This window comes from Domibacillus sp. F004 (assembly GCF_057814295.1).
In genome coordinates this window covers 93774-118157 of the sequence record NZ_JBVATB010000003.1, presented here as the reverse complement: position 1 = coordinate 118157, position 24384 = coordinate 93774, and the positions used below count along the sequence as shown (strand labels likewise).

The window sequence follows — 24384 nt, the reverse complement described above, 5'->3', positions numbered from 1 at the left end:
GAAAAAAATGAAAGCGAGAGACCTCTCTGTTTTATTCGCAGTTATTTTAATCGTTGCCATGCTTATCGTGCCGTTGCCTACGTGGCTATTAAGTATACTTATTATTATCAATATCTCTCTTGCGCTGCTCGTTTTGCTCATCTCGATGAATATGAAAGAAGCGCTTGAATTTTCTGTGTTTCCTTCGCTTCTTTTGCTGTTGACATTATTTCGGCTTGGTCTGAATGTGTCGACAACGCGTTCCATTTTAAGTCATGGAGAAGCAGGGGGCGTTGTCGAGACATTCGGCACATTCGTAGTCGGAGGAAATATTATCGTTGGGATGGTTGTCTTTTTCATTCTCGTTATTATTCAGTTTATCGTTATTACGAAGGGCGCTGAACGTGTATCTGAAGTGGCGGCCCGGTTTACACTCGATGCGATGCCTGGTAAGCAGATGAGTATTGATGCGGATTTAAATGCCGGTATGATCTCAGAAGTTCAGGCGCGGGAACGGCGTGAAAAAGTGAGCGGTGAAGCTGATTTTTACGGAGCAATGGACGGTGCAACGAAGTTTGTTAAAGGGGACGCGATTGCTGGGATTATCATGGTTATTATTAACTTGATTGTTGGCATAGTAATCGGTATCATGCAGCAAGATTTGTCTTTCGGGGAATCCGCGGCACGTTATTCCTTATTAACAGTTGGCGACGGTATTGTGTCACAAATCCCTGCACTCCTTATTTCAACCGCCACTGCTATTGTTGTGACACGTGCTGCATCGACGGGCAATCTTAGTGGAGATATAAACATCCAACTTCTTCGTTATCCGTCAATGCTCTATATTGCGGGGGGGACGATCTTCTTACTAGGGATTGCCACGCCGATTAACGATATTTTAACGATCCCAATAGCGGCAGGCCTTGCGCTACTCGGCTATATGAATTCTTCCCGATTACCAAATAAAGCACTGGACGATCCAGTGCCTTCAGAAGAAGAGATTGAAACAGATGAGTTGAAAAGTCCAGAGTCAGTCGTGAATTTATTGACAGTCGATCCAATTGAATTTGAATTTGGTTACGGACTTATTCCACTTGCAGATACGAACCAAGGCGGCGACCTGCTTGATCGTATCGTCATGATCCGAAGACAGCTGGCGCTTGAACTTGGTCTCGTTATTCCCGTCGTTCGCATTCGTGATAACATTCAGTTGCAGCCAAATGAATATCGGATGAAAATAAAGGGAAGTGAAGTAGCAGGAGGAGAATTGCTTCTTGACCATTATTTGGCAATGAGCCCTGGCGAGGAAGACGATATGGTTGAAGGAATTGAGACAATTGAGCCATCTTTTGGTCTTCCAGCAAAATGGATTACAGAAGATGCAAAAGAACAGGCGGAAATTTTGGGTTATACCGTTGTAGACCCTCCAAGTGTTGTATCAACCCATCTAACAGAAATGATCAAAAAACACGCACACGAATTGCTCGGTCGTCAAGAAACGCAGCAACTAATCGATCATCTGAAAGAATCTTATCCCATTTTAGTCGACGAAGTTACACCGAATCCGCTATCAGTCGGTGAAGTACAAAAAGTGCTGGCAAAATTATTAAAAGAAAATTTATCAATCCGCAATTTGCCAATTATTTTTGAAACACTCGCTGACTTTGGCAAAATGACATCAGATATGGATTTATTAACGGAATACGTACGCCAGGCTCTTGCTCGTCAAATCACCGTGCAGTTTTCAGATGATACGGGATCGCTAAATGTGATTACTTTATCAGGTCGAATTGAAAAATTAATTGCAGATGGTGTACAGCAGACAGAACATGGTAATTATTTATCCATTGATCCGAATGACTCACAGCGTATTTTAGAAGCGACAGCCCAGCAAGTAGAGCAGGCTTCATTTATGCAGCAGTCACCAGTTATTCTTTGTTCCCCGGCAGTGCGCATGTATGTGCGGCAGCTGCTTGAGCGGTATTTTCCCCAAATACCTGTTTTGTCTTACAATGAACTTGAACCGAGTGTAGAAGTCCAAAGCACAGGGGTGGTGACAATTGAATGAAAATGAAAAAATATATGGCGGCATCTATGCCGGAAGTCATGAAAAAAGTGCGAGCTGACCTTGGCCCACAGGCGGTTATTTTACAATCAAAAACGGTGTACACAGGCGGTGTTTTTGGGTTGTTTAAAAAGAAAAATATTAAAGTGGTTGCAGCAATAGATCCATATATAGGAACAGTGGAAAAAACAATAGATGTGAAGTCTGCTCCGCCATCCATTCAACAGCCTTCACCGCTGCCTGCCAATTTAAATAAAGAAATGCTGGAAATGAAGCAAATGATCCAACAGTTAAAAGAATTAAACCAGCCTAATTTTTTATATCCGGATGCCTTGCAGCCAGTGTTGAAACAATTAAACAGGCAAGGATTATCTGATGAGCTGTGCCAAAGGACAGCGGAACATCTTTTGATAAAGTGGAAAGAAGAACGAAGTGAGACAACAAGTGTGAAAGTACAGGAGTGGGCGATAGAATTTCTGACGAAGTGTTTGTCAACTTGCCGTACAGTAAACGAAGACGCAGCAACATACATATATCTACTTGGCCCGACGGGTGTCGGCAAAACGACGACAATTGCTAAACTTGCCTCGCAAAAAGTACTTGATGAAGAAAGAAAAGTGGCATTTGTTACAACGGACACATACCGGATTGCAGCTATTGAGCAACTGAAAACATATGCAGGTCTTCTAAATATTCCATTTAAAGTAGCTTATTTAAGAAGTGATATGGAAGAAGCATTTCATTCTTTTACAAATTATCAAGTCATATTTATTGATACAGCCGGCCGCAATTACCGAGAGAAAAAATATGTAGATGATTTACAGGATTTAATGTTGAGGAAAAAGGGAGAGTCCCTTTCCTATCTTGTTTTAAGTGCCGCATCAAAACAGGCGGATTTAGAAGAAGTCATTGATAATTTCAAACTAGTTCAATTCGATGGTTTTATTTTTACGAAAGTAGACGAAACAAAAACTAAAGGCACAATTGTGAATTTGATGTATACTTACAAAGTAGGTACAACGTACATCACAAATGGTCAAAATGTACCAGAGGATATTGAGAAAACAACGATTAAATCTATTATTCAATCATTATTTGAGAGTACATGCGATGAATGATCAAGCGGAAACACTGAGAAAAAAAGTGAGGCAAAAAGCGGCTGAAATCAATAAATTGAAAAAAAGCCGTGCAAAAACAGTAGCCATTGTCAGCGGAAAAGGCGGTGTTGGGAAAACAAACATTTCTGTAAACTTTGCTGTAGGTCTTGCCCAATTAGGCAAAAAAGTTTTATTGTTTGATATGGACATTGGAATGGGTAATATATACCATTTAATTGGTGAAGATCCTGGCCATTCTATTGCTGATTTTTTCAAAAAAGGGGAATCGCTTGTGAGTTTAGTCAAGCCTGGACCGGAAGGGGTTTCTTTTATTCATGGGGGTTCAGCAGCAGCTCAACTATTTGAGTGGGATGCTTCTTATATGGACAAATGGATTCATGCTCTTGAAGAACTTGTTGATGACTATGATTATTTATTGTTTGATATGGGGGCCGGTGCATCAAAAGAAAGTTTAAATATTTTGCATGCTGCCGAAGAAGTGTTAACAGTTACGATACCAGAGCCAACAGCGATAACAGATGCTTATTCTATGATGAAATTTATTTATTTACGTGATCAAGAAAAAGATTTTTATTTGATATGCAATCGGGCTGACACTGCAGAAGAGGGACGGAAAACAGCGGATCGTCTTAAGCAGACGATGGAGAAATTTTTATATGTCAGTCCAACCATCCTTGGTTCACTTCCAGAAGACAACGTTGTTCGGAAATCAGTCGCAGCCGGACAGCCTTTTATGATTTTGTATCCGGAAGCGCGTGTTTCAAAAGCGTTTGATCACATTGTAAAAAAGTATGCCGGTTTGCCTGAAAATGAAGAAAATCAACGAAAAGGTTTCATCGATAAATTGCGGCGTTTTTTTACAGAAAGAAGGGACAGCCGATGAAATCAAAAAAAATTCTTGTGGTGGACGACTCAGCATTTATGAGAAAGCTGATTTCTGAATTTTTATCCGAGCATCCAGATCTTGAAGTGATTGCATTTGCACGAAATGGACATGATGCCGTTAAAAAAGCAATAGAGTTAAAACCAGATGTCATTACGCTCGATATTGAGATGCCGGAAATGGGCGGGCTGGAAGTTCTAAAACTGATCATGGACAAACAACCCTGTCCAGTAGTTATGCTGTCGAGTGCAACAAAGGAAGGAACGGATATAACGTTAAAAGCAATGGAAATAGGTGCTGTCGATTTTATTGCTAAACCATCTGGGACGATCTCATTGGACCTTCACATAATCAAAGGTATATTAATTGAAAAAGTGCTAGCTGCAGCAAAAGCAAATATTAGTATGAAGCCTGCTTTAGCAGCAAAATCAGTCGTCAACGAATCGTTTATTTCGACTAATTCAGGATGGAGAGAAGGTAAGGTACGGCCTTCTTCATATGAAAAAGTGGATAAAATTGTGCTCATTGCTACATCAACAGGCGGCCCGCGGGCTCTGCAGCATGTTATAACTAAGCTGCCTGCAACACTTTTAGCCCCTGTTGTGATTGTACAGCACATGCCGCCAGGTTTTACAAAGTCGCTCGCGGATCGGCTTGACTCCTTGTCGGCAATGCGTGTAAAAGAAGCAGAAGACGGCGAAATTTTACAAAAAGGGACGGTTTATATTGCACCAGGAGGCTATCATTTAACGTTTAGGAAAAATGCTGCTTTTATCGCTATAGCACTTGACCAAACGGACCCGGAAGGTGGACACCGTCCAGCTGCTAATGTAACGTTCCGCTCTGCCTCAGCCATCCAAGGTGTTGAAAAAGTGACAGTGATTATGACAGGGATGGGTGCAGACGGTGCAGACGGTTTGATTAAACTAAAAGAAACAAGCGTAGTGAAAGCTATTGCAGAATCGAAAGAAACATGTGTCGTATATGGAATGCCCAAAGCAGCGATTGCGACTCATCTCATTGACGAAATAGTGCCGGTCGATGAAATTGCCGTAACGATTGTTAAGTATGTAAATGATAAGAGGTGAAGACGGGTGGATACGAATCAGTATTTGGAAATTTTTATTGATGAAAGCAAAGAACATTTACAAGCAATGAATGAGAACTTATTAGAACTGGAAAAGGATCCGGCGAATCTTGCTATTGTCAATGAGGTCTTTCGATCTGCCCACACGTTAAAAGGGATGTCTGCCACAATGGGATATGAAGATCTTGCAGACTTGACACATAAAATGGAAAATGTGCTCGATGCGATACGCAATCATAAAATTACCGTTACATTAGAAATTATGGATGTTGTCTTTTCTTCTGTAGATGACCTTGAAGCGATGGTAAACGATATTTCGTCCGGCGGTGATGGGAAGCGGGATGTAACTGAAATCGTTAGGAAACTGTTAGAAATTGAACAAGGTGAAACAGTTATACTGTCTGAACTAAAAGAAGAAGAGCCCTCCTTATCATTAAAAACAGATGTTCAATACGATGAATTTGAACGTACTGTAATTGAACAGTCAAAAGAACAGGGTTTTACATGTTATGAAGTTGCGGTCTTTTTACGCAGTGATTGCGTTTTAAAAGCAGCTCGCGTGTTTATGGTATTTGAAGTGCTTGAAAAATGTGGCGAGGTGATTAAGTCTGTTCCTCCTACGGAGCAATTAGAAGAAGAAAAGTTTGATGAATATTTCACCGTTGCTCTTATTACGAAAGAACCGTCAGAAGATATTGAAGAAAAAGTAAAAAAAGTATCAGAAGTTGATCAAGTAACGGTCACGGAAGTGGCAAATTTGATGATGAATGAAGCTCAACAAGAAGCTGGTACGCTTGTGCAAGAGCAGTCGAAACAAATGCACAAAAACAAAGAAGTAAAGCCAGCTGTAAAAGAAATGAACAATATTAAAGAAGCCAAGCATGCTGTAACGAATAAAACGATCCGTGTTAACATTGAGCGTCTCGATATTTTAATGAATTTATTTGAAGAGCTTGTCATTGATCGCGGCCGCCTTGAGTCGATCTCTACTGAACTGAATCATTCTGAATTAAATGAAACGGTTGAACACATGTCACGCATTTCAGGTGATTTGCAAACAATTATTTTGAATATGCGCATGGTACCAGTTGAAACAGTCTTCAACCGGTTCCCGAAAATGGTTCGCCAGTTAACGAGGGACTTAAACAAGCAAGTAAACCTTGAAATTATCGGAGCGGAAACTGAACTTGATCGGACGGTAATTGACGAAATTGGTGATCCGCTTATTCATTTAATCCGTAATGCAATGGATCACGGTATTGAGATGCCGGCAGACCGTATTGCAAAAGGGAAACCAGCTGAAGGCACAGTGAAATTAAAAGCATACCATAGTGGCAATCATGTCTTTATTGAAATTGAAGATGATGGAGCAGGGATTCATAAAGATAAAGTGTTGAGAAAAGCATTGGATAAAGGAATTGTTACAGACGAACAGGCGCTGACACTAAGCGATCGCCAAATTTATGAACTTATACTGGCATCTGGCTTTTCAACAGCAGAGGTTGTCTCTGATTTATCAGGACGCGGTGTAGGTCTTGATGTTGTCAAAACGACGATTGAATCGCTCGGAGGCTCGATTACAATTGATTCGGTTGAAGGATCAGGATCCATATTCTCGATTCAACTCCCATTAACACTATCAATCATTTCCGTCATGCTTGTAGAAGTAGAGAAAGAAAAATATGCGATTCCGCTTTCATCTATTATTGAAACGGCTATTGTCAAGAAGGATGAAGTGTTAAATGCCCATAACCAGCAAGTGATTGATTTCCGTGGCAAAGTCGTTCCACTTCTTTTTCTTGAAAATATTTTTTCTATACCACATCAAGATGATGATGACCGATTCTATTCGATCGTTATTGTTAGGAAAGGTGAAAAAATGGCTGGCCTTGTCGTTGACTCCTTTATCGGTCAGAAAGAAGTCGTTTTGAAATCTCTTGGCAATTATTTAACAAATGTGTTTGCCATTTCAGGAGCAACGATTTTAGGGGACGGACAAGTGGCGCTTATTGTAGACTGCAATGCGCTTATCAAATAAGAGGAGGTTCGGCTATGAGTGAGACAAGTACTCCAGTCGCTGTGAAAGTTATTGCTTTTCAATTAGTGGATAAAGAGTATGCTTTGCCTGTTCATCAAGTCTACTCCATTGAAAAATTAATGCATATTACGCGTGTACCTGGCACTGTGCCATTTGTAAAAGGTGTAATCAATTTGCGTGGTGTTGTGACACCCATTATCGATTTACGCAGCCGTTTCGGTTTGGCTGATGAAAAATATGATGATACAACGCGCATTATTATTGCAGCGCTCGATGCTATGGAAGTGGGTCTTATTGTAGATGGAGCAAATGATGTACTTGACATCCCTCTTGATGCAATTGAGCCACAGCCTGAAGTTGTAGGCTCCATGGGCGATGAATATATTACAGGAGTTGCAAAATTAGAAAAAAGACTGCTCATTATGCTTAGTCTTGAAAAGATATTTAAATAAAGGCGGCTCATGATGAACTATATTGATAATATTCAACCGATTCATCTTGATATTTTAAAAGAAATTGGCAACATAGGAGCAGGACATGCGGCAACATCGCTGTCTATTCTCTTAAATAGAAGAATTGATATGAAAGTACCGAGTGTACGCATTGTGCCTTTTTCAGAAATGATGGAATTAACCGGTGGATCTGAACAAGAAGTGGTCAGTGTCAGCCTTCGAATTGAAGGCGAGGCGGGCGGAAACATGTTTTTTGTCCTGACAGTAGAAGAAGCAGACCGCTTTATTCGTAAGTTAATGTCAGATGATCTATTTACATTTCATAATCGTGAAGCGCAGGATATTGGTTTCTCAGCTATGCAGGAGATGGGGAATATATTATCCGGTTCCTATTTATCTGCACTTGGTGATTTTACGCATTTGAAATTGCAGCCTTCTGTACCAGAACTCGCTATCGATATGTTTGGTGCGATCATCAGTTACGGACTGCTTGAAATTTCACAGTACAGCGATCATGCTATCGTGATCGACACAATATTAACGGAGCTTGAAGATGATAATGTGGAAACGGTAAAAGGACATTTCTTTCTCCTGCTGTCTCCGGAATCATTTCCGGTTATTTTCGAGGCACTCGGGGCCGGATACAGTGAATAAGGTGCGGGAAGTTGTCAAAGTAGGAATTGCTGATATGAAGATCGTTAAGCCGCCAGAAATGATACGCACGTCCGGGCTCGGATCCTGTGTCGGGGTCGTTATTTATGATGAAACTGCTCGCATTGCGGGAATGGTTCATGTCATGCTGCCGGATTCAAGCCTTGCGAAAGCAGGGGCGAAAAATGAGGCGAAGTTTGCGGATACAGGCGTACCCGCGCTTATAAAGACATTAACAAAAAGCGGCGCACGTCCTTTTCGTTTAAAAGCAAAGATCGCAGGCGGTGCGCAAATGTTTCAGTATAAATCGGGTTCTGATTTAATGAAAATTGGTCCACGGAATGTAGAGGCAGTCAAACAGCAGCTGAAAATAGCTCGTATTCCGATTCTTGCTGAGGATGTTGGTGGAAACAGTGGGCGAACGATTGAATTTGATCCGTTAACATTCATTCTACATATTCGTTCAGTCAATAAAGGCGAGCAGCAAATATAGAAAAAGCAGCGGATATAAAACCGCTGCTTTTTTGTACATAATGTTGGCAAACAACTGACTTTTCTTTAAACTGTTATTAAAGAAGGTAATAATTCGTACCGGGTCATGTCAGTTGATGGGGGGGATGAAATGACAAAATTAATGCCGTACGAAGAACATGATTTGTGGGAAAGATGGAAAAGAGATAGACATCCTGATGATGGGGATGCACTCGTCGCTCGTTATTTGCCACTTGTGACATTTTATAGCAGACGAATTGCTTCAACACTTCCAAAAGCGGTGAGCAGAGAAGAAGTGACAAGTTTTGGTTTATCAGGTTTATATGATGCGCTTTTAAAATTTGAACCATCACGTGATTTGAAGTTTGATACATATGCTTCATTTCGGATACGGGGTGCGATTTTAGATGGCTTACGTAAAGCGGACTGGCTCCCAAGATCTACTCGGGAAAAATCGAAAAAAATCGAGGCGGCTACATCTATGCTTGAACAACGCTATTTGCGAGCGGTGACAGCTGAAGAAGTAGCAGAAGAACTCGGTATAACAGCAGATGAAGTAAATGATACGATCGCTGAACACTTTTTTTCACACGTTTTATCAATAGAAGAGCAAGTAACTGAACCAGGCCAGCCGGACGGGCCAGGGTTTATATTGAAAGACGATCAGAAGATCTCACCGGAAGAAGAGCTCGTAAAGCAGGAACAAATGAAGGAGTTGGCTGTCGAAATCGAAAAGCTGACAGAAAAAGAACAGCTCATCATTGACCTTTTTTATAAAGAAGAGGTAACGTTGACGGAAATTGGTGAGATTCTCGGATTGTCGACGTCCCGCATTTCACAAATCCATTCAAAAGCGTTATTTAAATTAAAACAGCAGCTTGTGAAGAAAAAGTAATCATTCATTTTGGTGAAATTAGGTAAGGAGCGCATATGATAACATTTTTAATCACGACTTCATTTTTAATACATGCGGTCAATTTGTTTGCGCTTATTCTATTATTTCAACGCCAAAATAATATGAAGCAAACAGAAAAGAAAATGCGGCAAACGGCGGAAGAAACAGAAGAAATGATGTCAGCTTTTTTAATGGAACTAAAAGAAGAAAATGAGCAGCTGATCAAACAGTTGTCACAAAAATCAATGAACCGAAAAGAGCCGGCGCCTCCTATTTTGAATGAAGCACGGTCAGATGAAAAGGGAGTGCCACCTATTGTCCCGCGCGCGACAGCAGCTAAAGCATATGAAAATGTGAAAAAAGAACCGAAACTGCCGGTAAAGGAACGATCTACGTTAGAACAGATGATAGAATTGAAAAAGCAAGGATTTTCTGAAGAAGAGATTGCACGCGAATTAAAAATAGGTATTACAGAAGTTCAGCTTGGATTAAAATTTTATAGGCCACAATAAAATGGTTGCGGGACACGAAGTGATGTGGTATAGTAACTAACGGTGTTAATACACACGTCTTTTGATTCAGATAAACGGTGCCGTCCGTGACGGAATTTGTCGGAATAGGATAAAGGCGGAGGAAATCTAACCAAACAGGAGGAAACAAACATGTCAGTAATCTCTATGAAACAATTGCTTGAAGCGGGTGTTCACTTCGGTCATCAAACTCGCCGCTGGAACCCAAAAATGAAAAAGTACATCTTCCAGGAACGTAACGGGATCTACATTATTGATCTTCAAAAAACAGTTCGCAAAGTGGAAGAAGCGTATAAATTTGTAAGAGAAGTTGCCGATGACGGTGGTAAAGTATTGTTTGTTGGAACGAAAAAACAAGCACAAGATTCTGTGAAAGAAGAAGCAGAACGTTCAGGTATGTACTATGTAAACCAACGCTGGTTGGGTGGTACGCTTACAAACTTCTCTACAATCCAAAAGCGTGTTCAACGTTTGAAAAATATTGAAAAAATGCAAGAAGACGGTACATTTGATGTACTTCCGAAAAAAGAAGTGGTTAAACTAAAAAAAGAACATGAACGCCTACAAAAATTCCTTGGCGGTATTCGCGATATGAAAGGTCTTCCAGATGCTCTTTTCATCATCGACCCGCGTAAAGAGCGTATTGCAGTTGCAGAAGCACGCAAATTGCACATTCCAATCGTTGGTATTGTTGATACAAACTGCGATCCAGATGAAATTGATTATGTTATTCCGGCAAATGATGACGCAATCCGCGCTGTCAAACTTTTGACGGGTAAAATGGCTGATGCTGTTCTTGAAGCGAAGCAAGGCGAGGAAATTGTGGAAGCTGTTGCTGTTGAAGAAGCAGAACAAGTTGAAAAAGCAGAAGCTGCAGCTGAGTAATGAACAAAAAAGGTGATAAGAGGGATGCCCTTATCACCTTTTTTTGAAGCTAGATAAAATAAAGAAACATGGATTTATTTGAAAGTGTAAAATGCGGCAGCCTGCCGCAACGCTTTCGTGGACCGCATTGAGCGGGTCCTATTCTACATATTGAAGGAGGAACTATAATATGGCTATTACTGCACAAATGGTAAAAGAACTTCGTGAAAAAACAGGCGCAGGTATGATGGACTGCAAAAAAGCATTAGTTGAAACAAAAGGTGACATGGATCAAGCAATTGACTACCTTCGTGAAAAAGGTGTTGCAAAAGCGGCTAAGAAAGCAGATCGTATTGCGGCTGAAGGAACAACTTATATTACAAGTGAAGGCGATCATGCTGTTATTCTTGAAGTAAATGCTGAAACAGATTTCGTTGCGAAAAACGAAAACTTCCAAGTTCTTGTGAAAGAAATCGCAGCGCACCTTTTAGCAAACAAGCCAGCTACTGTCGAAGAAGCGTTAGCACAGACAATGCAAAACGGTAAAACAGTGGAAGTGTACATTAATGAAGCGATTTCCAAAATTGGTGAAAGACTATCCCTTCGCCGCTTTGAAATTCGTACAAAAGGCGAGAATGCTGCATTCGGCGAATACTTGCATATGGGTGGACGTATTGGCGTTCTTGCTGTCCTTGAAGGAACAACTGATGCAGCAGCAGCGAAAGACGTTGCGATGCATGCAGCGGCATTGAATCCAAAATATGTTTCACGCGAACAAGTTTCTGAAGATGAAGTAGCGCGCGAGCGTAAAGTATTAACAGAGCAGGCGCTTAACGAAGGAAAACCTGAAAAAATCGTTGAAAAAATGGTAGAAGGCCGACTTGGGAAATTCTTTGAAGAAGTATGTATCTTAGACCAAGGATTTGTTAAAGATCCCGATCAAAAGGTACGTCAATTCCTTGAATCTAAAGGCGCAACATTAATAGAATTCATTCGCTATGAAGTTGGCGAAGGACTTGAAAAACGTCAAGAAAATTTTGCTGAAGAAGTTATGAACCAAGTGAAAAAATAATGATTCTTTTTCCGTCGGACGGAATGGAATAAGTGAAATCCCTTGCCGATCTGGTGAGGGATTTCATGTACATTACAGATGGAGGTTTACATGAGCCAGCCTAAATATAAACGCGTTGTATTAAAATTAAGTGGTGAAGCATTAGCAGGAGAGGCAGGATTCGGTATTAACCCTGCTGTCATTCAATCAGTGGCTGAACAAGTAAAGGAAGTAAGTGAACTGGACGTAGAAGTGGCTGTCGTCGTTGGCGGTGGCAACATTTGGAGAGGGAAAATCGGTAGTGAAATGGGCATGGATCGTGCCACAGCAGATTACATGGGGATGCTGGCAACGGTCATGAATTCAATGGCATTGCAGGATAGTCTGGAACAGCAAGGTATTGAAACAAGAGTGCAAACATCCATCGAAATGCGTCAAATAGCAGAGCCGTATATTCGGAGACGGGCGATTCGCCACCTTGAAAAAGGCCGTGTCGTTATTTTTGCTGCGGGTACAGGAAATCCATACTTTTCAACAGATACAACAGCTGCGTTACGGGCTGCTGAAATTGAAGCTGAAGTTATTTTAATGGCAAAAAATAATGTGGACGGCGTATATAGTGCAGATCCAAAATTGGAAAAAGACGCAGTGAAATATGCGGAATTGTCCTATCTCGATGTTATTAAAGAAGGACTGGCAGTTATGGATTCGACAGCTTCTTCCCTGTGCATGGATAATGATATTCCACTAATTGTTTTCTCTGTCACGGAAAAAGGAAACATTAAACGTGTTGTTATGGGTGAAAATATCGGAACAATCGTAAGGGGGAAATAACCGTGGTACAACAAATTATTAATCAGACAAAAGAGCGAATGGACAAAGCGATTCAAGCATTTACACGTGAACTTGCATCAATCCGTGCAGGTCGTGCGAGTGCGAATGTGTTAGACCGCATTGCAATTGATTACTATGGAGCTCCGACACCGATTAATCAGCTTGCGTCTATCAACATTCCAGAAGCGCGTCTTTTAGTAATTCAGCCATACGATAAAACATCATTGGGTGATATTGAGAAGGCACTTTTGAAATCTGATCTAGGCTTAAATCCATCGAATGATGGAGCAGTCATTCGCTTAAACTTCCCAGCTTTGACAGAAGAGCGCCGTAAAGAACTTGCGAAGCTTGTAAAGAAAGAAGCAGAAGACGCGAAAGTGGGGATACGCAATATCCGTCGTGATGTAAACGATGAATTAAAGAAAAGTGAAAAAAATGGGGATATAACAGAAGACGATCTTCGTGGCTATACAGAAGACGTTCAAAAGCAGACGGATGAATATATTCGTAAAGTGGATGAAATTGCTAAAGATAAAGAACAAGAGATTATGGAAGTGTAATACGCTAATTAGCAAACCCTCTTCTTAGGCAAGAGGGTTCTTTTTTTGGATTTTATCGCTGTATTTACTATGAAATCGTCTTATATGGTAAAATGTATAGGAAAGAAGCGATGTGGAGGATCTTGTATGGGACATAAACCGTGGTTCTGGCAATCAAAACAAACAGGTGAAACAGCCTTTTCAGAAGAAAATGTGCCTGAACATATTGCGATCATAATGGATGGAAATGGTCGATGGGCAAAAAAAAGGGCTTTGCCGCGTATTGCCGGACATAATGAAGGCATGAAAACCGTACGGAAAATTACCCGCAGTGCCAATCGGATCGGGGTAAAGGTGTTAACACTCTATGCGTTTTCAACGGAAAATTGGAAGCGACCTAAAGTGGAAGTTGATTTCTTGATGAAATTGCCCGAAGAATTTTTATCTACTTTTTTGCCGGAATTAATAGAAGAAAATGTACGTGTTGAACTAATAGGTGATATAGAGAAATTACCTGTACATACAAAACGGGCTGTTCGAAATGCGATGGATAAAACGGCTGGCAATGATGGACTTATTTTAAATTTTGCTTTAAATTATGGCAGCCGTGCAGAAATCGTCAATGCCGTTCAGAGGATAATGAATGATGTACAATTGGGTGTGCTGGAAAAACATGATGTGACAGATGAAACAATTTCTCACTACTTAATGACCAGTCATTTACCAGAGCCTGACTTACTCATTCGTACAAGTGGTGAACACCGCCTCAGTAATTTTATGCTTTGGCAGCTTGCTTACACTGAATTTTTCTTTACAGACGTATTGTGGCCTGATTTTTCAGAAGAAGATCTTCTTGAAGCGGTGGCTGTATTTCAAAAAAGGTCACGACGTTTCGGGGGATTGTCGTGAAGAACAAGCTGGAGGATATAGAATTATGAAACAAAGAATTGTAACAGGCGTCATTGCCGCTGCTTTATTTTTACCAATTGTTATGTATGGGGGATGGCCGTTTGTCATACTCGTTTATATTATGAGTGCTTTTGCGGTACTCGAAGCGTTAAGAATGAAAGGTGTTCCAGCTATTTCTCTGCCTGCGCTTTTATCTGTCCTCCTTTCATTCATGTTACTTATGCCAGAAGTTGTTGCGGAGAAATGGCAGGATGCGGGATATGGAAAGCAAGAGTTATTGCTTATTTTTGTCTTATTTTTCTTAGTATATACAGTCATAACGAAAAATCGATTTACATTTGATGAAGCGGCATTTTGTGTCCTGGTCCCGCTTTATATTGGGTTCGGATTTTCATATATGATTGAGACGAGAGAAGCAGGTGTTTTATTCGTCTTTTTCGCTTTGCTCATTACGTGGGCAACAGACTCTGGTGCTTATTTTGTTGGCCGTGCGATCGGCAAACGAAAGTTATGGCCTGAGATTAGTCCCAATAAAACAGTAGCAGGTTTTTACGGTGGTATTGGATCTGCTGTGTTAGTGGCAGTTATCTTTTTATTTATTATTGATTTTGATGTTAATCCGTTATGGGTACTCACGGGAACGGCATTATTATCGATCGGGGGGCAAATTGGTGATCTTGCTGAATCTGCTCTCAAACGCCATTATGGTGTAAAAGATTCAGGTACATTATTGCCGGGCCATGGAGGCGTATTAGACCGCACAGATAGCTGGCTGTTTGTATTTCCGTTTTTACACCTACTTCAATTGCTTTAAAGGAGATGATTTTTTGAAAACGATAAGTCTGCTAGGGGCTACAGGCTCGATCGGCTTACAAACGCTCGATATTATTAGAAAAAACCCCGAAAGATTCAAATTAACATCTTTTTCCGCCGGGAAGAACATAGATGCAGCACGGCAAATTATCAATGAATTTAAACCAGATCTCGTATCTGTTCTTGAGAAAGATGAAGCAAATCGGCTGAAGATAGAGTATCCTCATATTCGTGTCTTGAGTGGAGCAGAGGGACTCGAAGCAGCGGCAATTGATGAAAAAGCAGATACCCTTGTGAATGCCGTTCTTGGCAGTGTAGGCTTGGAACCGACGTTGAAGGCCATTGAGACAGGGAAAACAATCGCGATTGCGAATAAAGAAACGCTTGTGACAGCGGGACATATTGTAACAGAAGCTGCAAAAAAAGCGGGTGTTAAGCTGTTGCCGGTCGATAGCGAGCATTCAGCGATTTTTCAATGCATGCAGGGAGAACATGAAAAAAATGTAAGTCGTCTCCTTTTAACTGCATCAGGTGGAAGCTTTCGGGATAAAAAAAGAGAAGAACTTGCAAATGTGACAGTTGAAGAAACATTGAATCATCCAAACTGGTCAATGGGTGCTAAAATTACTGTTGATTCTGCGACGATGATGAACAAGGGACTTGAAGTGATTGAGGCGCACTGGCTTTTTAACTTGCCATATGATCAAATAGATGTTATTTTACATCGAGAAAGCATCATTCATTCGATGATTGAGTTTCATGACCGTTCTGTTATAGCGCAGCTAGGTTCACCTGATATGCGTGTGCCAATTCAATACGCCTTGACGTGGCCAGATCGCTTTCCGTTACCAGATACAGCACCTCTGGATCTTGCTGCCATTGGCAAGCTGCATTTTGAAAAAGCAGATTTTAATCGGTATCGGATGCTTCAACTTGCGTATGAAGCAGGAAAAATAGGAGGCACGATGCCAGCAATCATGAATGCAGCTAATGAAGAAGCAGTAGCGGCCTTTCTTGATAGCAAACTTACATTTTTGCAAATTGAAGAAGTAGTGGAGCGGGCAATGGAACAACACAATTCGATTGAGTCACCTGAGCTAGGGGCGATTATCGAAACCGATGCAGAAGGGAGAGCGTTTGTACGCTCATTCTTATCATAAAAAGGTGGTTAGAACCGTTTGAATACCGTAATCGCGTTTATCGTTATCTTTGGATCACTTGTTTTCTTTCATGAGCTTGGTCATTTTATTTTTGCTAAACGAGCAGGTATATTATGCCGTGAGTTTGCGATTGGATTTGGACCGAAAATTTTTGCACATAAAAAGGGAGAAACGGTTTATACAATCCGGTTGTTGCCGCTCGGTGGATATGTCCGAATGGCCGGTGAAGATCCAGAAATGACTGAACTAAAAGCTGGACAGCGTATTGGTGTTATATTTAATGACCAAGACGAAGTGATTCATTTAATTGTCAATGGCCGTGATCGCTTCAAAGAGGCGCGTGTGATTGAAATTGAAAAAGCGGACCTTGAACACAAACTAATCATCAGCGGTTATGAAGAGGGCGAGGATGAATTAAAAACATTCCGCGTTTACCGTGAGGCGTTAATGACTGAAGATCATTTGAGTACACAAATTGCCCCGTATGATCGTCAGTTTAATTCAAAAACGTTGCCTAAGCGTGCAATGGCCATTTTTGCAGGGCCGTTGTTTAACTTTATCCTTGCATTTATCATTTTTGTCGTTCTAGCGATGATTCAAGGAATCCCAACAAATGAGCCTCAGCTAGGAGAAATCATTGAGGACGGCGCGGCGGTTGAAGCAGGATTGCAAGAAGGTGACCGTATTATGTCGATTGACGGTGAAACAATGTCATCATGGGAAGATATTGTCACCGTTATTCAAAAAAGTCCGGGAAAAGAGCTTGTCTTTAATATTGAGCGCGGCGAGCAGCAGCTGACGATTCCGGTTACGCCATCAGCTCAAGAAGCAGAAGGTGAAACGTACGGAATGATCGGAGTATACACCCCTTTTGAAAAGTCTTTTTTCGGAGCATTTGTTTACGGAGCCAAAGATGTTTATGCGTGGACAATCCAGATTATTCAATTGCTGGGTACAATCGTAACAGGTCAATTTTCGATTGACATGTTATCTGGCCCTGTTGGTATATACGTGTCTACGGATACCGTTGCCCAATCAGGCATTCTAAATCTCGCAAAATGGGCGGGCGTTTTAAGTATTAATCTAGGTATTATGAATTTGCTGCCGTTGCCTGCTCTTGATGGAGGCAGATTGTTGTTTTTCTTTTATGAAGCAGTGCGCGGTAAGCCGGTTGACCGTCAAATGGAGGGTATGATCCATTTTGTTGGTTTTGCGCTTTTAATGCTATTAATGATTGTTGTCACATGGAACGACATACAGCGATTCTTTTTATAATAAACAGAACCAATAATTTTTTAGTCGAGGTGCGATTGAATGAAGCAAAGTAGAACGTTAATTCCAACAATGAGAGAAGTGCCGGCTGATGCAGAAGTAAAAAGTCATCAACTCCTTCTCCGTGCCGGCTTTATCCGGCAAAATGCGAGTGGTGTGTACAGCTACCTGCCGCTCGGTAAGAAAATGCTTCGCAAAGTAGAAGACATCGTCCGCGAAGAAATGGATAATGCAGGGGCAATAGAAATATTAATGCCTGCCTTACAGCAGGCAGAGTTATGGCAAGAATCAGGCCGCTGGCAAACATACGGTCCGGAATTAATGCGTTTAAAAGACCGTCATTCACGTGAATTCGCACTTGGTGCGACACATGAAGAAGTCATTACGGCTCTCGTTCGGGATGAAGTGAAATCATATAAACGCTTACCACTGACACTTTATCAAATTCAAACGAAGTTTCGCGATGAAAAACGGCCGCGATTCGGATTGCTTCGCGGCCGTGAATTTATTATGAAAGATGCTTATTCATTTCATTCTTCTCAGGATAGTCTGAATGAGGTGTATGATCGTTTGTTTGAAGCGTATTCGAATATATTCCGTCGCTGCGGGTTGAACTTCCGCGCTGTTATTGCTGATTCAGGAGCCATGGGTGGGAAAGATACCCATGAATTTATGGTGTTATCTGAGATCGGTGAAGACACAATTGCGTATTCAGATACATCAAGCTATGCAGCAAATATCGAAATGGCGCCAGTTGTGACGGTTTACGAGAAAAGCAATGACGAGCAAAAAATGCTTGAAAAAGTGGAAACGCCGGATTGTAAGACCATTGAATCTGTGGCCGCCTTTTTAAATGTGCCAGCTCAACAGTGCGTAAAAACGCTCGTCTTTAAAGTAGATGAAGAAATAGTCATCGTACTCGCACGTGGCGATCATGAAATTAATGATATTAAATTGAAAAACTTCTTAAACGCTGGAACAGTCGAAATGGCAGCGGAACAGGAATCAGCTCACCTTTTTGGCGCAACGTTTGGTTCACTTGGTCCAGTAGGGGTACCGGCAAATGTCAAAATCATTGCTGATCAGGCTGTTCGTTCACTTACAAATATAGTCTGTGGCGCAAATGAAGACGGCTGGCATTACGTGAACGCAAATATGGAACGTGATTTTAATGTATCTGAATTTGCGGATCTTCGTTTCATTTTAGAAGGTGATCCATCACCTGATGGAGAAGGAATCATTCAATTTGCAAAGGGCATTGAGGTCGGCCACATATTTAAACTGGGTACACGATACAGTGAAGCGATGAATGCCGTGTACTTGGATGAAAATGGCCGTACACAGCCGATGATTATGGGCTGTTATGGAATTGGTGTCTCGCGTATTGTAGCAGCAATTGCAGAGCAGTTCAACGATGAGAAAGGCTTCGTCTGGCCAGTTAATCTCACCCCATTTGATGTCCATTTAATACCGGTCAACGTGAAGGATGAAGCTCAGGTGAATGCAGCAAACGCACTTTATGATACACTGCGGCAGTCAGGCTTCAGCGTATTAATGGATGATCGTGCTGAGCGTGCAGGCGTTAAATTTACAGACAGCGATTTAATTGGCTTGCCAGTACGTGTCACAGTCGGTAAAAGAGCACCAGAAGGTATAGTAGAAATCAAAGTACGTAAAACAGGTGACGTTATTGAATCATCTGTTGAAGATGTTGTCAACACTATTCGTGACTTGCAAGGAACGATGTAAAAAAGAGGATGAGCGGCATTTGCCGATCATCCTCTTATACGTAAGGGGGAAGGGCTATGAATGGATCGTCATCCGACGGCCGGAGCCGCTTTTTAATTTTACTTGAACAACTCCGTTTAACGGAAGATGCCGTTGTGCGCCATTTTGATGAAACTGAAATTAAAAAATTGATTGTTCATAAACAAGATCAAAAATGGCAATTTATTTTTTCAGCACCGGCACTTATACCATGCAGTGTTCTCATGCGTTTCGCCGATGCGCTTTCAAGTACATTTTCGCCTATTGCTTCGGTTACGTTTGCGATTGAGGTCAAGGATCGATCCTGTACACCAGAGCATATTTTGGATTATTGGTCGTATTGTGTTCGCCAGCTAGACGGCATTGCGCCACCGATTCTTGCTGCGTTAAACGAACAGCAGCCAGGGGTGTCTGGAACGAAATTGATTATTCGCACGCAAAATGAAATGGAAGGAATGGCACTGAAAAATAAATACGGGCGCCGCCTTTGTGATATATATGAAAGTCTTGGCTTTCCGCCGCTTACATTTGATGTGCAAATAACAGAAAATACCCAAAATGAAGAGTATGAGAAGTTTCTCGAAGAAAAGCGAAAAGAAGATGCGGAACGGGCAAGACAAGCGGTTGTTGAGATGCAAAATCGAGCGAAAGAGCAGGAATCCGGTACTGCAGAGGATTCGGGTCCTGTTACGATTGGGTATACGATTAAGCGTGACAGTGAATTTAAACGGCTTGAAGAAATTATCGATGAAGAACGCCGTATTGCAACGGAAGGGTATATTTTTGATGCGGAAACGAAAGAACTGCGCAGCGGCCGTACGCTGCTTACATTTAAAATTACAGATTACACAGATTCATTAATGATTAAAATGTTTTCTCGTGATAAAGAAGATGCAGCGATATTTAATCGTGTCAAAAAAGGAATGTGGGTGCGTGTCAGAGGATCGGTTCAAAATGATACATTCGTCCGCGACCTAGTCATGATTGCCAACGATATTAATGAAATTCGTTCGCCGTCACGTGAAGATACCGCAGAAAAGAAACGGGTAGAACTTCATCTTCATTCACCCATGAGCCAGATGGACGCTGTTACATCGGTCAGCGCGCTCGTCGGTCAAGCGAAAAAATGGGGACATTCAGCGATCGCGATTACCGATCATGCAGTCGCTCAGTCGTTTCCAGAAGCGTACAGCGCCGGAAAAAAGAATGGTGTGAAAATTTTATATGGCATGGAAGCGAATCTTGTGGATGATGGCGTACCTATTGCATATGAAGATGCAGACAGAGAACTTGCCACCGATACGTTCGTTGTTTTTGACGTTGAAACAACAGGATTGTCAGCTGTATACGATACGATCATTGAATTGGCCGCTGTTAAAATAAAAGACGATGACATTATCGATCGGTTTGAGCGGTTCGCGAATCCACATCATCCGCTTTCTGCGACAACGATTGAGTTAACAGGCATTACAGATGAAATGGTAAGAGATGCACCGGACGTCGATGAAGCATTGCGTGACTTTAAAGAATGGTGCGGCGACTCGATATTAGTCGCGCATAACGCTTCATTTGATATGGGTTTTATTCAAACAGGTTATGAAAAATACGATATTGGCCGAACAGGAAATCCAGTTATTGACACGCTCGAGCTAGCCCGTCTCATTTATCCTGATATGAAAAACCACCGGCTCAATACATTGGCGAAAAAATTTGATGTGGAATTAACACAACATCACCGAGCCATATACGATGCAGAAGCGACAGGCTATATTTTATTAAAGCTATTGAAAGACGCGGATGCAAAAGGCATAAAACGTCATAATGAATTTAATAATTATATGGGGGAAGGCGGCGCATATAAACGGGCACGCCCTTACCACTGTACAATTTTAGTACAAAATGCGGACGGATTGAAAAACTTATTTAAGCTTGTTTCCAAGTCGCACATTGACTATTTTTATCGTGTACCGCGTATCCCGCGTTCTGTTTTACAAAAACATCGGAATGGTTTATTAATCGGTTCAGGCTGTAACAAGGGTGAAGTGTTTGAAGCGATGATGCAAAAAGGGATGGACACAGCGCGTCAGGCAGCTGAATTTTACGATTACCTCGAGGTACAGCCAAAAGCTGTTTATGCACCGCTTATGGAAATGGAGCTTGTAAAAAACGAAGCAGGACTGGAAGATATTATCGGGAACATAATTCAGCTCGGAGATGAACAGAAGAAATTAGTTGTTGCAACAGGAAATGTGCATTACTTAAATGAAGAAGACAAAGTGTACCGGCATATTTTAATTTCATCGATGGGTGGTGCCAATCCACTAAACCGCCAAACATTGCCGGACGTTCATTTCCGTACAACAGATGAAATGTTAGAGGCATTCTCGTTTCTCGGGACGGATAAAGCACATGAAATTGTTGTCAATAATACGAATAAAATTGCCGATTTAATTGAAGACGTCAAGCCGATTAAAGATGACTTGTTTACGCCGAAAATTGAAGGCGCAGAAGATGAAATGCGTGAAATGAGTTACGGTATGGCAAGAAGTATTTATGGGGATGAGCTGCCTGAAATTGTGGAAGCGCGTCTTGAAAAAGAATTAAAAAGTATTATTGGGCATGGCTTCGCCGTAATTTATCTTATTTCACATAAACTGGTAAAAAAATCGTTGGATGACGGCTATCTTGTTGGCTCCCGTGGTTCTGTAGGCTCGTCATTTGTTGCCACGATGACAGAAATTACTGAAGTCAATCCGCTGCCGCCGCATTATGTTTGTCCGCAATGTAAAAAATCGGAGTTTTTTGATGACGGTTCTGTCGGTTCGGGTTTTGACTTGGAAGATAAAGATTGTCCAAATTGCCATATACCTTATAAAAAGGACGGGCATGATATTCCATTTGAAACGTTTCTTGGCTTTAAAGGAGACAAAGTACCCGACATTGATTTGAATTTTTCCGGTGAGTATCAGCCGCGAGCTCATAACTATACGAAAGAGCTATTCGGTGAAGAGTATGTATTTAGAGCAGGAACGATCGGAACGGTAGCAGAAAAAACAGCTTATGGTTACGTGAAAAAATATGCGGAAGAGTACACGAAGCAATATCGTAGTGCGGAGGTAGACCGCCTCGTGTCAGGGTGCACTGGTGTGAAACGGACAACAGGTCAGCATCCAGGCGGGATTATCGTTGTACCAGACTATATGGATATTTACGATTTTTCACCAATTCAATATCCAGCTGATTCTGATAAATCGGAGTGGAAAACAACTCATTTTGACTTCCATTCGATCCATGATAACTTGCTTAAACTGGATATTCTCGGACATGATGATCCGACCGTTATCCGGATGCTTCAAGATTTATCAGGTATTGACCCTAAAACAATTCCAACCGATGATCCAGAAGTGATGAAAATTTTCAGTGGCACCGAATCGCTCGGTGTGACAGAAGAGCAAATTATGTGTAAAACGGGAACACTCGGTATTCCCGAATTCGGTACAAGGTTTGTCCGGCAAATGCTTGAAGAAACGAAGCCGACGACATTTTCAGAACTCGTTCAAATTTCTGGACTGTCTCACGGCACTGATGTTTGGTTAGGGAATGCACAGGAACTAATTCAAAAAGGCGTTTGCGAACTATCAGAAGTGATAGGCTGTCGGGATGATATTATGGTGTATTTAATTTATCAAGGACTTGATCCCGCTTTCGCCTTTAAAATTATGGAGTCTGTCCGTAAAGGGAAAGGCTTATCGGATGAAATGGAAGAGGAAATGCGTAAAAATGAAGTACCGGAATGGTATATTGATTCATGTAAAAAGATTAAATATATGTTTCCGAAGGCCCATGCGGCCGCATATGTGTTAATGGCGGTGCGGATTGCGTACTTTAAAGTTCATTTGCCACTTTTATATTATGCAGCGTATTTTACAGTTCGTGCAGAAGACTTTGAAATTGATGTGATGTCGAGAGGATCGGCAGCGATTAAAGCATTATTGCAAGAAATCAATTCAAAAGGACTTGATGCGTCACCAAAAGAAAAAAACTTAATGACAGTGCTTGAATTGGCACTTGAAATGGTTGAACGGGGCTTTACTTTTCAAAAGGTGGATCTGTACCGTTCAAGTGCGGATAAATTCATCATCGATGACGGCTCGCTTATTCCACCATTTAACGCTATACCGGGCCTTGGTACGAATGCAGCAAAAAATATCGTTGCTGCTCGAGCGAACAGTGAGTTTTTATCGAAAGAAGATTTACAGCAGAGAGGGAAAGTGTCAAAAACGATTATGGAATACTTGGAGAAAATGGGCTGCCTTGATGCGTTGCCTGACCAGAACCAGCTGTCATTGTTCTAATGTGCTGTTTGCAAAAAAGACCTAATCATGGTATCCTTAAAGATGGAAATTGCATGATAACTCTCTTCGAAAGAGTGGGCCGCCCCCACTCTTTCGTGTTTGTTGCGGGAATGTTCCGAAACAAATTTTTTCATGCGGGAGGATAAAACAATGAGTAAAATCATCGAAACGGTAGAGAAAATTGCCGAGCCAATTATTGAAGAATTGAATCTTGAACTAGTTGAAATCGAATATGTTAAAGAAGGAAAGAATTGGTTTCTTCGATTGTACATTGACAAAGAAAGCGGCATTGATATCGAAGAATGTGCAATGGTCAGCGAGCGTTTAAGTGAGAAATTGGACGCCCTTGATCCGGATCCGATTCCACACAATTATTTCCTCGAAGTGTCATCACCGGGTGCGGAAAGACCATTAAAGAAAACGGAAGACTTTGAACGGTCTGTTGGTAAACATGTAAATGTAAAGCTGTATGAACCAATTGACGGTGAAAAAACGTATGAAGGCAAACTTCTTTCGTTTAACGGAGAAGAATTAACGATTGAATATGCGATAAAAACACGTAAAAAACAGTTGACGATACCTTTAAATAAAGTAGCAAAAGCACGTCTTGCTGTTACCTTTTAAAAAAAT

General features: G+C 41.3%; 21 protein-coding genes. All 21 read left to right on the top strand.

Annotated features, from left to right (window positions below):
• The first annotated feature begins 7 nt into the window (after positions 1-7).
• The 21 genes from flhA to rimP all read left to right on the top strand — a co-directional run bounded on the left by flhA (position 8) and on the right by rimP (position 24378).
• Entirely contained in the window at positions 8-2047 is a 2040-nt protein-coding gene (flhA, locus tag ACZYRN_RS09140) for a flagellar biosynthesis protein FlhA (protein WP_488911242.1), read from the top strand.
• Positions 2044-3162, top strand: a complete 1119-nt coding sequence (gene flhF, locus ACZYRN_RS09135) for a flagellar biosynthesis GTPase FlhF (protein ID WP_488911240.1) — start codon at positions 2044-2046, stop codon at positions 3160-3162. Before flhA ends, flhF begins: the two co-directional genes overlap by 4 nt.
• Entirely contained in the window at positions 3155-4045 is an 891-nt protein-coding gene (locus tag ACZYRN_RS09130; protein WP_488911239.1) for a MinD/ParA family protein, read from the top strand. The genes flhF and ACZYRN_RS09130 overlap by 8 nt, the downstream gene beginning before the upstream one ends.
• Entirely contained in the window at positions 4042-5133 is a 1092-nt protein-coding gene (locus ACZYRN_RS09125; RefSeq protein WP_488911238.1) for a protein-glutamate methylesterase/protein-glutamine glutaminase, read from the top strand. The genes ACZYRN_RS09130 and ACZYRN_RS09125 overlap by 4 nt, the downstream gene beginning before the upstream one ends.
• Before the next feature lie 6 nt (positions 5134-5139).
• Positions 5140-7170: a chemotaxis protein CheW gene (locus ACZYRN_RS09120; protein ID WP_488911237.1), complete on the top strand. Its 2031-nt coding sequence runs from the start codon at positions 5140-5142 to the stop codon at positions 7168-7170.
• A gap of 14 nt (positions 7171-7184) precedes the next feature.
• Positions 7185-7622, top strand: a complete 438-nt coding sequence (locus ACZYRN_RS09115; protein WP_488911236.1) for a chemotaxis protein CheW — start codon at positions 7185-7187, stop codon at positions 7620-7622.
• A 12-nt stretch (positions 7623-7634) separates the two neighbouring features.
• Complete coding sequence (locus tag ACZYRN_RS09110) at positions 7635-8276, top strand: chemotaxis protein CheC (RefSeq protein WP_488911235.1); 642 nt, start codon at positions 7635-7637, stop codon at positions 8274-8276.
• Positions 8269-8766, top strand: coding sequence for a chemotaxis protein CheD (locus ACZYRN_RS09105; protein WP_488911234.1), 498 nt, complete (start codon positions 8269-8271; stop codon positions 8764-8766). Before ACZYRN_RS09110 ends, ACZYRN_RS09105 begins: the two co-directional genes overlap by 8 nt.
• Before the next feature lie 129 nt (positions 8767-8895).
• Positions 8896-9660: a FliA/WhiG family RNA polymerase sigma factor gene (locus ACZYRN_RS09100; RefSeq protein WP_488911233.1), complete on the top strand. Its 765-nt coding sequence runs from the start codon at positions 8896-8898 to the stop codon at positions 9658-9660.
• 35 nt (positions 9661-9695) lie between these two features.
• Positions 9696-10172, top strand: coding sequence for a hypothetical protein (locus tag ACZYRN_RS09095; RefSeq protein ID WP_488911232.1), 477 nt, complete (start codon positions 9696-9698; stop codon positions 10170-10172).
• Between the two features lie 150 nt (positions 10173-10322).
• Positions 10323-11075, top strand: coding sequence for a 30S ribosomal protein S2 (rpsB, locus tag ACZYRN_RS09090; RefSeq protein WP_488911231.1), 753 nt, complete (start codon positions 10323-10325; stop codon positions 11073-11075).
• A 169-nt stretch (positions 11076-11244) separates the two neighbouring features.
• Positions 11245-12126, top strand: a complete 882-nt coding sequence (gene tsf, locus ACZYRN_RS09085; protein ID WP_488911230.1) for a translation elongation factor Ts — start codon at positions 11245-11247, stop codon at positions 12124-12126.
• 90 nt (positions 12127-12216) lie between these two features.
• Positions 12217-12939 carry a UMP kinase gene (pyrH, locus tag ACZYRN_RS09080; protein ID WP_488911229.1) on the top strand — a complete coding sequence of 241 codons (723 nt, stop codon included), beginning with the start codon at positions 12217-12219 and terminating at the stop codon, positions 12937-12939.
• A 38-nt stretch (positions 12940-12977) separates the two neighbouring features.
• Positions 12978-13499, top strand: a complete 522-nt coding sequence (gene frr, locus ACZYRN_RS09075; protein ID WP_488911739.1) for a ribosome recycling factor — start codon at positions 12978-12980, stop codon at positions 13497-13499.
• A gap of 126 nt (positions 13500-13625) precedes the next feature.
• Positions 13626-14387 (top strand): undecaprenyl pyrophosphate synthase, encoded by a 762-nt coding sequence (gene uppS, locus ACZYRN_RS09070; RefSeq protein ID WP_488911228.1) that lies wholly within the window; start codon positions 13626-13628, stop codon positions 14385-14387.
• A 25-nt stretch (positions 14388-14412) separates the two neighbouring features.
• On the top strand, positions 14413-15201 hold the full coding sequence (locus ACZYRN_RS09065) for a phosphatidate cytidylyltransferase (RefSeq protein ID WP_488911227.1): 789 nt from the start codon (positions 14413-14415) through the stop codon (positions 15199-15201).
• Positions 15202-15214: 13 nt separating this feature from the next.
• Positions 15215-16360: a 1-deoxy-D-xylulose-5-phosphate reductoisomerase gene (gene dxr, locus ACZYRN_RS09060; protein WP_488911226.1), complete on the top strand. Its 1146-nt coding sequence runs from the start codon at positions 15215-15217 to the stop codon at positions 16358-16360.
• Between the two features lie 18 nt (positions 16361-16378).
• Positions 16379-17635, top strand: coding sequence for an RIP metalloprotease RseP (gene rseP / locus ACZYRN_RS09055; protein WP_488911224.1), 1257 nt, complete (start codon positions 16379-16381; stop codon positions 17633-17635).
• 39 nt (positions 17636-17674) lie between these two features.
• Positions 17675-19381: a proline--tRNA ligase gene (locus ACZYRN_RS09050; RefSeq protein WP_488911223.1), complete on the top strand. Its 1707-nt coding sequence runs from the start codon at positions 17675-17677 to the stop codon at positions 19379-19381.
• A 56-nt stretch (positions 19382-19437) separates the two neighbouring features.
• Positions 19438-23754 carry a PolC-type DNA polymerase III gene (locus ACZYRN_RS09045; RefSeq protein ID WP_488911222.1) on the top strand — a complete coding sequence of 1439 codons (4317 nt, stop codon included), beginning with the start codon at positions 19438-19440 and terminating at the stop codon, positions 23752-23754.
• A gap of 150 nt (positions 23755-23904) precedes the next feature.
• The gene (gene rimP, locus ACZYRN_RS09040; protein WP_488911221.1) at positions 23905-24378 is read left to right on the top strand and encodes a ribosome maturation factor RimP; all 474 of its coding nucleotides are present in this window, start codon (positions 23905-23907) and stop codon (positions 24376-24378) included.
• Positions 24379-24384: the final 6 nt, after the last annotated feature.